General features: G+C 42.7%; 11 protein-coding genes. 6 read left to right on the top strand and 5 right to left on the bottom strand.

The window, feature by feature from the left end; translation table 11 throughout:
- Positions 1 to 25: 25 nt before the first annotated feature.
- The 4 genes from VS868_RS04075 to VS868_RS04060 all read left to right on the top strand — a co-directional run bounded on the left by VS868_RS04075 (position 26) and on the right by VS868_RS04060 (position 5,749).
- Positions 26 to 1,006 (top strand): pyruvate dehydrogenase complex E1 component subunit beta, encoded by a 981-nt coding sequence (locus tag VS868_RS04075; RefSeq protein WP_266070492.1) that lies wholly within the window; start codon positions 26 to 28, stop codon positions 1,004 to 1,006.
- 342 nt (positions 1,007 to 1,348) lie between these two features.
- Complete coding sequence (locus tag VS868_RS04070) at positions 1,349 to 1,864, top strand: inorganic diphosphatase (RefSeq protein ID WP_266070493.1); 516 nt, start codon at positions 1,349 to 1,351, stop codon at positions 1,862 to 1,864.
- Positions 1,865 to 2,234: 370 nt separating this feature from the next.
- Positions 2,235 to 4,604 carry a sodium-translocating pyrophosphatase gene (locus VS868_RS04065; RefSeq protein WP_266070495.1) on the top strand — a complete coding sequence of 790 codons (2,370 nt, stop codon included), beginning with the start codon at positions 2,235 to 2,237 and terminating at the stop codon, positions 4,602 to 4,604.
- Positions 4,605 to 4,717: 113 nt separating this feature from the next.
- Entirely contained in the window at positions 4,718 to 5,749 is a 1,032-nt protein-coding gene (locus VS868_RS04060) for a phosphatase domain-containing protein (RefSeq protein WP_345599294.1), read from the top strand.
- Between the two features lie 152 nt (positions 5,750 to 5,901).
- Here the strand turns inward: VS868_RS04060 and VS868_RS04055 are convergent, their stop codons facing one another.
- From VS868_RS04055 to VS868_RS04035, 5 genes are all read right to left on the bottom strand, one after another.
- Positions 5,902 to 6,519: a deoxynucleoside kinase gene (locus VS868_RS04055; RefSeq protein WP_266070497.1), complete on the bottom strand. Its 618-nt coding sequence runs from the start codon at positions 6,517 to 6,519 to the stop codon at positions 5,902 to 5,904.
- A gap of 215 nt (positions 6,520 to 6,734) precedes the next feature.
- Positions 6,735 to 7,100, bottom strand: a complete 366-nt coding sequence (locus VS868_RS04050; RefSeq protein WP_345599292.1) for a DUF6122 family protein — start codon at positions 7,098 to 7,100, stop codon at positions 6,735 to 6,737.
- A 947-nt stretch (positions 7,101 to 8,047) separates the two neighbouring features.
- Positions 8,048 to 8,362: a hypothetical protein gene (locus VS868_RS04045; protein WP_266070499.1), complete on the bottom strand. Its 315-nt coding sequence runs from the start codon at positions 8,360 to 8,362 to the stop codon at positions 8,048 to 8,050.
- A gap of 58 nt (positions 8,363 to 8,420) precedes the next feature.
- Entirely contained in the window at positions 8,421 to 8,774 is a 354-nt protein-coding gene (locus VS868_RS04040) for a hypothetical protein (RefSeq protein ID WP_345599290.1), read from the bottom strand.
- A gap of 98 nt (positions 8,775 to 8,872) precedes the next feature.
- Complete coding sequence (locus tag VS868_RS04035) at positions 8,873 to 9,382, bottom strand: outer membrane beta-barrel protein (protein ID WP_266070501.1); 510 nt, start codon at positions 9,380 to 9,382, stop codon at positions 8,873 to 8,875.
- A 310-nt stretch (positions 9,383 to 9,692) separates the two neighbouring features.
- Between VS868_RS04035 and VS868_RS04030 the strand changes: the two genes are divergently transcribed.
- Entirely contained in the window at positions 9,693 to 10,457 is a 765-nt protein-coding gene (locus VS868_RS04030; RefSeq protein WP_345599289.1) for a LytTR family DNA-binding domain-containing protein, read from the top strand.
- Positions 10,435 to 12,558 carry a tetratricopeptide repeat protein gene (locus tag VS868_RS04025; protein ID WP_345599288.1) on the top strand — a complete coding sequence of 708 codons (2,124 nt, stop codon included), beginning with the start codon at positions 10,435 to 10,437 and terminating at the stop codon, positions 12,556 to 12,558. Before VS868_RS04030 ends, VS868_RS04025 begins: the two co-directional genes overlap by 23 nt.
- Positions 12,559 to 12,847: the final 289 nt, after the last annotated feature.

Genomic DNA, 12,847 nt, shown 5'->3' with positions numbered 1-12,847 from the left:
CGAAAATTTTAATCAAATACGTGTAATGAAGACAATCCAGTTCAGGGAAGCAATTGCCCAGGCCATGACAGAAGAAATGCGCAGGGATGAATCTGTGTACCTTATGGGAGAAGAGGTTGCTGAATATAATGGTGCTTATAAAGCATCAAAAGGGATGTTGGATGAATTTGGTCCAGATCGCGTGATCGATACACCCATCTCAGAATTAGGTTTTTCAGGAATAGGTGTTGGTAGCGCCATGAATGGAAACCGTCCCATCATAGAATTCATGACCTTTAACTTTTCCCTGGTGGGAATTGACCAGATTATAAATAACGCTGCCAAGATGCGCCAAATGAGTGGTGGGCAATTTAATGTTCCCATTGTATTTCGTGGCCCAACAGCTTCGGCAGGCCAATTGGGAGCTACCCACTCACAGGCATTTGAAAGCTGGTATGCCAATACTCCGGGATTAAAAGTAATTGTACCTTCTAACCCTTACGATGCAAAAGGACTTTTAAAAGCCGCCATTCGCGATGACGATCCTGTGATCTTCATGGAATCTGAGCAAATGTATGGTGACAAAGGAGAAGTGCCCGAAGAAGAATATGTATTGCCAATTGGTAAGGCAGACATTAAAAGAGAAGGTAGCGATGTAACTATTGTTTCCTTCGGAAAGATCATCAAGATCTGTTACAAGGCTGCTGAAGAACTTGAAAAAGAAGGAATTTCATGTGAGATCATCGACTTGCGTACCATTCGCCCGATGGATCATGAAACTATCCTGGAATCTGTAAAGAAAACCAACCGCCTTGTTATTGTTGAAGAAGCATGGCCATTTGGAAACGTAGCTACAGAGATCACTTACCAGGTGCAGTCACAGGCATTCGATTTCCTTGATGCGCCAATTGTAAAGATCAATACTGCCGATACTCCTGCTCCTTATTCTCCGGTACTACTCGAAGAGTGGTTGCCAAATCACAACGATGTGATCAAAGCAGTGAAAAAGGTGATGTATAAGGACTAAATAAAGCCCTTCCAAAAATGACATTTTTGAGCCTCCTTTTTGGGAGGCTTCTTTTTTTAAGTACCAAATTCCAAAAGCCAAATTCTAAAACAGTTTACCTTGGGGTTCTTGTGGCTTCTCTTCCCCCTAAATCCCCCAAGGGGAACTTAGATTCGAATTTGAATTTGGTGCCTCGAATTTGGGATTTGTTGTTTTGAATTTGCCCCTGGCATTTGTGAAGAAAAACTTAAACTTTGAGGCAGGGAGCAACTTCTAAATATTTTATATCTGCTTAAAACCGAATGAAGTATTATATTTGCCGCCCCCTAAAGACAAAAACAGACTAAATTATACTATAGAGTAATGAGTAAAACATTTGATGTTCTTATCGAGATCCCCAAGGGAAGTCGAAATAAATACGAGTATGACTTTAAGCTAAAGAAAGTACGTTACGACAGGATGATCTTTTCTTCGATGATGTATCCTGCAGATTACGGGTTCATTCCTGAAACTTTGGCCCTTGACGGCGATCCGCTTGATGTGCTGGTGCTGGTAACAGAGCCAACCTTCCCCGGTTGTGTTATGGAGGTAAAGCCAATTGGAGTATTCCATATGGCCGATGAAAAAGGACCCGATGAAAAAGTGATCTGCGTACCGGTTTCCGATCCTATCTGGAACAGGCTTAATGATCTTGGCGATGTGAATGGCCACCTTATAAAAGAAATTGAACACTTCTTCCAGGTCTACAAAGATCTTGAGCAAAAGAAAGTGGATGTTGAAGGTTGGGGCGATGTTAATGAAGCAAACTCCATCATCAAAGATTGTATTCAACGATATAAAGACAGTAACGGGGAGAAGGGTAATTTTTCTATCCTTTAACTTCTTCGGAATATAAGACAGGAGGCTGTCTGGTAAGGCTATTACCGCGTTATCTTAATTTTTCAGGATCCTATTAAGAACTGAAAGATTTCAGGAGCGACAGGGAGAAAGCTTTACCGGGCAGCCTCTTTTTTTGTACACGCCTCATTTTTACCTCTATTTCTAAAACCCGGATTTTAGCCAGTCTGCAATTAAAAATAAAACTTCCTTACATTTTCTTTCAAAAATGTATTTTTTCAGGCTCATCTCCCGTTATGGCTGAGGATAAACAAAGATTTCCTCTCAGATTATGAGAAAGATCATTTTTATTAATCCATATTTATCCCTCTTTTGCTAACTTTAACAGCGAAAATAAATTTAACAAAAAATTATGGAATCATTGATGATTTGGTTGCCGGCTATCCTGGCAATCATAGGGCTCATTTTCATGTGGGCAAAACGCACCTGGGTTTTAAAACAGGATGCGGGAGATGGAAAGATGAAGGATATTTCGTCTCACATTTATGAAGGAGCTCTTGCTTTTCTTAATGCCGAATACAAGATCCTTACTATTTTTGTTATTGTGGCCAGTATACTGCTGGCAGGAATATCTTTTATTGTTCCCACTACTCATATTCTAATTGTTGTAGCTTTTATATTTGGAGCTATTTTTTCGGCTTTCGCCGGAAATATCGGGATGCGCATCGCAACTCAATCTAACGTTCGTACCACACAAGCCGCAAGAACAAGCCTGCCGCAGGCACTAAAAGTGTCTTTTGGTGGCGGTACCGTTATGGGACTTGGGGTTGCCGGTCTTGCCGTTCTGGGATTAACAACTTTCTTCATTATCTTCTTCCACGTCTTTATGGGCGGGGAGTGGACCGATGTTCACCAAATGACCATCGTGCTTGAAACCCTTGCCGGTTTCTCTCTTGGAGCCGAGTCTATTGCACTATTTGCCCGTGTAGGTGGTGGTATTTATACCAAAGCTGCCGATGTGGGTGCCGACCTTGTTGGAAAAGTGGAAGCAGGTATTCCTGAAGATGATCCGCGTAACCCGGCAACCATTGCCGATAACGTGGGTGATAACGTGGGTGACGTGGCCGGAATGGGTGCCGACCTCTTTGGAAGTTATGTGGCTACCGTACTTGCCGCCATGGTACTTGGAAACTATGTGATCAAAGACATGGGCGGTAATATTGTTGCTGAAGGTTTCGGCGGAATTGGGCCTATCCTTCTTCCCATGGCCATTGCAGGTTTCGGAATTATATTCTCTATAGTAGGAACGCTATTGGTAAAGATCAACAGCAATTCTGCCAAGGAAGCTGAAGTTCAGTCGGCACTAAACAAAGGGAACTGGTTCTCTATCGTGCTGGTAGCGATCTCTTCTTTCTTTTTGGTGACCTGGATGTTGCCAGAAACCATGCAAATGGAATTCTTTGGAGAAGGGCCACAACAAATCTCATCAATGCGGGTATTCTACGCTACTTTGGTTGGGCTTGTAGTTGGAGGCGTGATCTCTGCCGTGACCGAATACTACACAGGTCTTGGTAAAAAACCTGTGCTTTCTATCGTACAAAATTCCAGCACTGGTGCCGGAACAAACATTATTGCAGGTCTTTCTACCGGAATGATCTCTACTTTCTATTCTGTACTTCTTTTTGCACTCGCTATCTGGGCGTCTTATGCCTTTGCTGGTTTCTATGGAGTTGCGCTTGCAGCTTCAGCAATGATGGCTACCACAGCAATGCAGCTGGCTATTGATGCCTTTGGACCAATTGCCGATAACGCCGGAGGTATCGCCGAAATGAGCGAACTGCCTTCCGAAGTTAGAGAAAGAACCGACATTCTTGATTCTGTAGGAAACACTACTGCAGCAACCGGAAAAGGTTTTGCAATTGCTTCGGCAGCGCTTACCTCTCTTGCACTTTTTGCAGCTTATGTAACCTTCACAGGAATTGACGGGATCAACATTTTCAAAGCTCCTGTTTTGGCCATGTTGTTTATTGGAGGAATGATTCCCGTTGTTTTCTCTGCCCTTGCAATGCAATCGGTAGGAAAAGCAGCTATGGATATGGTGAACGAGGTGCGTCGCCAGTTCCGTGAAATTCCAGGGATTATGGAAGGAACAGGAAAACCACAATATGACAAATGTGTGGAGATCTCTACCAAAGCTGCCCTTCGTGAAATGCTTTTACCTGGTCTTCTTACCATTGGGTTCCCTATTATTATAGTAATTATCCCTATGGTGCTTGGGTATGAAAACCGTCTTATCGCCGAAATGCTTGGAGGTTATATGGCCGGGGTGACCGTGAGTGGTGTGCTTTGGGCAATTTTCCAAAACAATGCCGGTGGTGCGTGGGATAATGCCAAAAAATCTTTTGAAGCCGGGGTAATGATCAACGGCGAGATGACCTACAAAGGGTCTGAAGCTCATAAAGCTGCTGTAACCGGTGATACCGTGGGTGATCCTTTTAAAGATACTTCAGGGCCTTCAATGAACATCCTTATCAAGCTTACCTGTTTGATTGGACTTGTGATCGCCCCTATTTTGGGTCAGGATATGGAAATTGCCACCACGCCCGAAGTTGATGAAGTAACCATACTTCAGGAGGAAACAGAAGTTGAGCCTGTAGCCCAATTTTCAACCGATAAACAAGAAGTTCTTGTTACTGCGGAAAAAATAGCTGCAGCCGTGAAAACTTCCGAAGCAAATACTTCTGAAGCAAAAACTTCCGAAGTAACCTCTCAAAAAGAGTAATTTCCGAAGAGATTTGCTAAAATATTTTTAAAATCCCCTGCAACTGCGGGGGATTTTTCATTTTAAATGTACCTTGAATGAGGTGTTAAAAATGCCATTTTAAAACCCTTTTTATGAAGCTCTTTTCCAGGCTCAAAAATTACCTTACTGCAAAACCTGAAGTGAAACTGGCTACCTACCGCAGTTACGGCACCGCCAGCCACCTTTACCTGCTGGGGCGCGCCATTGATGATGATAACCTGAAGATGCACGAAGACCAGAGTTTCTTTAGAACCCTTGGCAACACCTATAAACAGTTTGATAGTTATGAGATTGCAAATGCCGAAGTGACACTAAGCCTGCCCGACGGTACCGAACTTACTACAAAAACCAATGCCGAAGGATATTTTCTCTTTGACAAAACCATTTCTCTTAACCTGAAAGAATTTGCCGATGACGGCGGGTGGCTAAAGCTGAAATGTTCCTTTTCAAATGAGGTGCCCAACAGCATCATCACCAATGAAAATAATTTTGAAGCCGAACTGCTAATTCCGCCGCAAAAGGCCACTTTTGGGGTGATAAGTGATATAGATGATACCATTCTGCACACAGGGGTGACTTCTTTCTTAAAATGGAGGCTCATTAAAAATTCCCTTTTAAAGAACGCGCATAACAGGATCTCTCTGGAAGGAGCGCCAAAATTTTATCGCGACCTGCATGCAGGGAAAAAAGCAAATGAGCAAAACCCTATAATCTACCTGAGTAACAGTCCGTGGAATTTATATGAGTACCTGAAGCTTTTCCTGGAGATCAATGATTTTCCAAAAGGGCCAATTTTGCTTCGGGATTTTCGTACCCCTTTTGACAGAACACTTAAGCCCGAAAAACCGCATAAACAAAAGGAGATCATCAATATTTTAAAGACCTATCCGCATCTCAATTTTATTCTCATTGGCGACAGTGGGGAGCACGATCCTGCTATCTACACCGAAATCGCTGCCCAGTACCCCGACCGTATCCTGGCTATTTACCTGAGAAGCGTAAAGCACCGCCGACAAATGCGCAGGGTGAGAAGTATTGTAGATAATTTTGAGACAGTCCCTCTTCTTATGGTCGAAACCTCAGAGCAGGCCCGCGAGCACGCCCGGGAACACGGCTTTATTTAAGGTAGAAGGGATAATGTTTAAGGAATAAGGCTCTAAAGCACCAGGTCCAAAATTCTAAAAGTTCATTTAAACTTCATCGAAAATGTCCCCTCCACCGGAGGGAAGCCCGAAGTAAAACCAGTAACTAACGTCTACCGTCTAAAGTCTACCGTCTACTTAAAAAGTCCGTTAAGCTCCCCATCTACCCTGGTGATGATGTTACCAAGATCTTCAGGGTTATCTACAAAGTTGATATTGTCAACATCTATAATGAGCAGGTTACCTTTGTTGTAGTTGTGCACCCAGGCTTCGTAACGTTCGTTGAGGCGGCTTAGGTAATCTATAGAAATTGAATTTTCATAATCTCTCCCACGTTTGTGGATCTGGGAAACCAGGTTGGGAATACTGCTGCGAAGGTAGATCAAAAGGTCTGGGCCCTGCACTACACTCTCCATAAGATCGAAAAGCGACCGGTAGTTTTCGTAATCGCGGTTGGTCATCAGCCCCATAGCATGCAGGTTAGGTGCAAAAATATGGGCATCTTCATAGATGGTGCGGTCCTGGATTATCGCCCTTCCGCTTTCCCGAATTTCTAAAATCTGCCTAAAGCGGCTGTTCAAAAAGTAGATTTGCAGGTTAAAAGACCAGCGTTCCATTTTGTTGTAGAAGTCCTCGAGGTAAGGGTTTTCCAGTACATCTTCATACTGGGCTTCCCAGTTAAAATGTTTAGCTAGTGATTTGGTAAGGGTGGTTTTTCCCGCCCCAATATTTCCCGCAATGGCTACGTGCATGTTGAGTGAATTTGGCTGTTGATAGATGAGTGGTGAAAACTTCAGGTGGTAAATATAAGAGAATTAACAGATGTTTTAAAAACTGAATTCAGATTAATTGCTTCGGAAAAAAGCTGTTTTAAAGCAGCAATCTGTAACTGAAGTTTTTAGTTGTTGCCATTAAAATTCTGAATAATTGCTTCGGAAAAATACCTGTCAAAAATGGCATTTTTGGATCATAACCCCTGAAATATTTCCGCAGCTGAACAGGTTTCGCATTTTGAAAGCATCCAGAGGCAGTCAATAAAATCGGTGATCATGTGAAATGCCAGGCCAATCATCACCAACCGAATGATCTTGTGCCTGATGAAAATTGCACCCAGGAAGTAAAGTGGAATCACATATTCCGAATGCAGTACATGGAACCCGATGCTGCAGCGGCCGGGTTGGAAGATTGGAGTAGCCAATAGATGATCTACATCAACCACCATAGTGGCCAGCAGGATGAGCCAGTATTTTTTCCAGTTCGTTTTGTCGTACCAGTAAGCAATAGCGCCAATAAAGATAAAGTGGAGGAAGTAATGAGTGAGGGTTTGGAGCAAGGGGATTTAAGTTTAAGATTCAATTTTCAGTCTCTGATAATTTTCAGTTGAATACTCATATCAAGATTGATAACCAATGCAAGATAATCAGAAATTGGAATAGGGAATAGGGTTGGGCTAAAGCCTCTTCAAAAATGGCATTTTTGGGACCTATGCTAAAAACCCATTCCTTTTCCCCAACCCTAAAGGGAGGGAATGGGTTTTACATATTGATATTTTTGAAAAAGTTGGGCTAAAGCCCTTTCTCTCTGTTCTTTTTAATTCTCCGGCTAAAGCCGGAGGTAATTCATGTTTTATGTGGAAGAGATTTAATTGTGGGATTATGCTGTCACCGGAATTTATGTTCTGCTGCTAAGGTTCCTGCTTTGTCCCCTCCTTCGGAGGGGTGCCCGCGGGGTGGGGGACGGCTACACTATATTGTCATCAGGAGCTGTGATTCTTCCATGTTGTCCCTACAGGACATTTTATTGTATTATTCATACCCGGGGCTTTTGCCCCTCTGGGGCTATGATTTTACTGCTGATATTTTTTGTGTAAAGCCTCTTCAAAAATGGCATTTTTGGGACCTATGCTAAAAACCCATTCCTTTTCCCCAACCCTAAAGGGAGGGAATGGGTTTTACATATTGATATTTTTGAAAAAGTTGGGCTAAAGCCCTTTCTCTCTGTTCTTTTTAATTCTCCGGCTAAAGCCGGAGGTAATTCATGTTGGCATGGAGGGGATTTAATTTTGGGATTATGCTGTCATCGGAATTAATGTTGTGCTGCTAAGGCCTCTGCTTTGTCCCCTCCTTCGGAGGGGTGCCCGCAGGGTGGGGTGGGAAATGTACTTCCCGGGCTTTAGCCCTATAACGAGAAATGGATGAACAGTTTGCACTGTCCATCCATCTGCAGACCCAAAATCACTCCCCCAAATGACTTCAGGTCTATATTTAAAATGGTTAATTCTTAGTTGGTTTCAAGGCCACTACAATCCATAGCCTGTATTTGTTCATATGCCTCCTGGTAATAATCTCCCCAATAAGGGCAGTCATTGAAATCTGCATAAAAGTCAAGGAGTGCATTTTTGTATGCTTCACAATTTGCAGTAGTCTGGTTTTCAGAAAAAGCTGTCAGCGCTGTTGTTACATCTTCGTATTCTGCTTCAAAATTTGCACATCCGGCAGTATCATCATCGCTTCCGGAGTCATCATCTGAACAGGACTGAAAGCCTGTAAAGACTGCGAAAAAGATCATTAAAAGAAATATAGATTTGATTTTCATAATTTTAAATTTTGGTTGTTTTTGACAATTTGATGCAGGGCTTCGAATTAAAAGGTCCCTATACATTCCTGAACCACTCCTCAAACTTGTCTCCCAATACAGGTACTGGTTTCATCTTTCCGTTAATGGAGTTTATAAGCCCCATGATCCATAAATACAACAGGAAGATAGACCCGAAAAAACTCACCAGCCAACCCAGGACAGGGATCATTCCCACAGCAAAAACAGCGATGCCACAAACAGTTAATCCTAAAGACTGCTTGATATGGTAGGCAGCAAATGCATCTTTTTTCTCATTGTTCATCACAAAGGCTATGATTAAACCTATGAAGGTCAAATAAGCGATGACTGCCACTGTAGTATCTTTGGTATTATTGTTTTGGGTTTCAGTTTGTGTGTTTCCGGTTTCCATAGAAGTAATTTTTAGGATTAGAATTAAGGCTCTGGTCTCTGGTAAGAAGTAGCTTAAAAATTGGTTGGTTAGAAAGCTATTTTCAGAATTATAATGACTTAGATGCTGAATTTCACACCCGCTCCAATCACCAGCTGACTTCCATCTATGATGACATATTTAACTTCGGCAAAAGGAGTGATGCCGCTTCCAATCTCGAAATTCGCGCCCGCCCCCAGGTTTACACCAAATCTTCCGTCACTGGTTTCCATGGAAGAGTCCCCAAAAGGTGATTCGTCAAAATCGAATTTTACATGGGTGTAATTGAGTCCCGCAATGCCATAAAAATTCAGGCTTTGGTTTTCTACAAAGTAATAATTGGCATTTCCGTTTATTTCCCACCAGTTTAAACTCACCCCATATTCATCTTTTGGAAAGTAATAAATGAAGCCGGGAGAGATGTTGAGTTTTTCCATAACAGGTATCTCAGCATTAACGCCAATTCCCACGTTTTCTATTTCAGTACCATAAGCGACCATGGCCCCAAGCCGGGTATCATTTTGTGCGTTGGTCACAAAGCAGGTTCCCAGGAAAATTAAAGCGGCAGTAAAAAGTAATTTCGTTCTCATTCTGTAATAGTTCAAGGTTAGTTTAGAATTTTTCAGAAGTCATTTTTTTCTGATTGTTTGGTGTAAAAGTCATAAAATTAGAGGTTTACGGGGGTGGTAAATGAGTGTAAGGCAGTTGTCAATTAGGGAAATACGGGTAAAAATTATTCAAAGGCTGTTTAAAGAGCTGGCGGTAAGTTATTGTGCTGCCTAACTCATACGGGGTTTTTCCTCAGGCATATCAGTATTTAAGTGGCTGGTTTTTTAAAAGGTCATTTATTAAACCTATATTTATTAGTATAATCTGTTGATTTTTTGAAGTTTATCCAATATGAGAGTAGCGATTGTAGACGATGAGGTGCATTGTGTGGAGGGGTTGGTCCTGCATATTAAGAGCAAATTTCCCGAGGCGGAGATCGTTTTCAAAGGGACCAAACCTGAAGATGCCCTTGTAGCTATTCCCAATGTAAAGCCCGATTTGCTATTCCTGGATGTGGAAATGCCGGGAATGAATGGCTTTGAATTGCTCGACCAGCTTTCCGAAGAAGATTTTGATGTCATCTTTACCACCGCCTACAGCCAGTATGCCGCGCAGGCTTTTAAGGCCAGGGCGGTAAATTACTTACTCAAGCCCATTGATGAAGCTGAATTTATTTCGGCAGTGCAGCAATGGAAGAAAGAAAGGGAATTGAAGAAAGATATTTCTTCAGACAGAATGAATGAGCTGTTGAACTATATGAAAAGGGAAGGCATCCTGAAGAATAAAATAGCGGTGCCGGTGACCGAAGGATTCGAGTTTATCGAGACAAACGATATTTTATATTGCCAAAGCCAGAATAACTACACATTACTGTTTACTACCAACAACCGAAAACTGGTTTTGAGCAAAACCCTAAAGGAATTTGAGAAACTGCTCGATAAATATTTCTTTATCCGAATTCATAAATCCTATCTCATTAATCCGAATTACATGAAGAAATACTACCGGAATGATGGCGGCTATCTTGTAATGCAGGATGGAAAATCCATCCCGGTGAGCAAAAGTAAAAAGGACCTTATCACAAACTTATTTGATGCAATTACCAAAACGGCTTAATAAAATTTGTGTCATCTTTCTTCTGCGGAAGCTTCTGTTGAATATTTCAAAGAAATTCTACAGTACATCAGCTGTGTTGGGCTTCCTGTTGATCCTGTTGTGCGCCACCACCGGCTTTTCCCAATCCCGGCTCGATAGCCTTAAAACATCTTTTGAAGCGGAAACCAATGATTCCCTAAAGGTGGTCTATGGTATACAAATGCTAAGGGAGTTTCACCGGGAAAACCACACGGAAGAAGAGGAATATGACCTTGCGAGGGGCATTATTCAGGAGTCATTAAATACAGGCGATTCCCTGCTATACGCCAGGACGCTTGATAACCTGGGGCTGCTTTACAGGTATCATCAGCGTTACGATGAGTCGCTTTCTTTGCATACCAAAGCTTTTGACCTGGTAAAAGACATGGAGGTCGATCCTGTTTTTAAAATGATCTTTGCCAACAATGCAGGAGTGGCAGGGCGTTACAACCAAAAATATGATACGGCCGTTTCCTTTTACATGAAGGCCCTGAAGATTGCCGAAAAGGAGAACGATCTTAAAAATATCGCTATAGCCGGGAATGGAATAGGTAACACTTTGGGGAATATTCCCGGAAGACAGGATGAGGCATTGAGTTACTTTGAACGATCTCTCAAAGCCGAAAAGGAACGGGGCAACAGCCTTGGGGTGGCCATGAATTATCTTTCTATAAGCGATTATTATATTGATAAGGAAGAGTATAAAACCGCGCGAAAGTACCTGGATGAACTGCTTGGGATAAACCGGGAGAGAAACGACGATTACGGTCTTGCGATCACTTACGAATTCTACGGAAAATCTTACCTGGAAGAGGGGAAGGAGCTGGACAGGGCTGCTTCTTATTTTGAAGATGCCTTAAGCAGGTTTGAGAAATTGGGAGATGCGCATCAACAGGCGCAGATCCTTGGGAGTTTGGGCGACGTACGCTTCAGGCAGGATAGGTTTGTTGCGGCAAAAGATTATTATGAGAGGTCCCTCGAGCTCGCCAAAGATCTCAATCAGCACGGATTGATCATGCAGAATTCCTACCAGCTGTCGAATATACTCGAAAGGCAGCGGGATCCTTCCGCAGCTTTACAGTACCTCAAACAGGGTAAAGCTTATGAAGACAGCATAAAACTCACGGAACAGAATGTGGAAATAGCGGCCCTCATTCGCAAATATGACATAGAGAAAAAGGAAGATCATATTCAGCTGCTTGAAAAGGATAAAGCGCTGCAGCAAACCCTGCTGGACAATCAGCAGCAAAAGCTGGAGCGGCGCAGGATCCTTATGTTACTCCTGGCAACGGGTCTTTTGTTTATCCTGTTCATTTTCCTGTTACAGTACCGGAATATCAAAACAAAGAAGAAGATCAACGCCCGTATTCTGAAAGAGGAAAAGGAAAAGATGAAGGCGATCTATGAGCGCAACCTTGCACGGGCAGAGATCCTGGTGACCCGCCTGCGTGTTAATCCTCATTTTATATTTAATAGCCTCAATGCGATCACTTATTTGATACAAAGCAATCAAAACGCCAAAGCCATGAAATACCTGGTGGTTTTTAGCCGGTATACCAGGATGGTGCTGGAAACCTCACAAAAGCATGTGGTTCCTTTACCTGAAGAACTTAAGCTGACTCAATATTATCTTACCCTTGAAAAGAACCGTTTTGAAAAAGACTTCACTTTTGAAATAAAAGGGGAAGATGCGCCCGAAGTTGAAAAGATCCTGATCCCGCCATTGCTGCTACAGCCGCTCATCGAAAATGCCATTTGGCACGGCCTGCTTCCCAGCAAACGCGAAACCAAGACCCTGCGCCTGGAAGTTATTCCTGAAGGAGAGATCGTCAAGATCATTATCGATGATAATGGCGTGGGCAGAAGCGGCACAGAAAAAAGATCTTCGGAAAAAGACCATAAAAGCATGGGCATGCAGATCATAAAAGAAAGGATTGAGCTTTTCAACAAAAGTTATCCCGGCCATATTAATTGTGAGCTTATTGACAAAAAAGATGAGCAGGGACAGCCTGAGGGTACCAGGATCATCTTCAGTCTTGAGCAAAACACCCTCGCCCAGACCCCTGTGGAATTCTTGAGCTGATCGATTTAAAGAGGTAGTTCTGGATCAACTGGAGAAATTCCTCTCAAAAATGCCATTTTTGGGACCCCGATCTAAAAACCCATTCCTTTTCCCCAGCCCTTAAGGGGGAATGGGTTTTGGAAAGAGATATTTAGAATTGGGCTAAATCCCTTTCTCTTTGTCCTTTTTGGTCCTCCGGCTAAAGCCGGAGGCAATGCATTTCTGTTTTATCCCCTCCTTTGGCGAGGTGCCCGCAGGATGGGTAGGAGAGGTCTAAAATCCATCAATTGCCCCCACCTTCAGGTGGAGG

It is taken from the genome of Salinimicrobium sp. 3283s (assembly GCF_039602225.1).
Lineage (GTDB): Bacteria > Bacteroidota > Bacteroidia > Flavobacteriales > Flavobacteriaceae > Salinimicrobium > Salinimicrobium profundisediminis.
The sequence above is the reverse complement of the archived record's forward strand: the minus strand, read 5'-3'. Positions and strand labels throughout refer to the sequence as shown.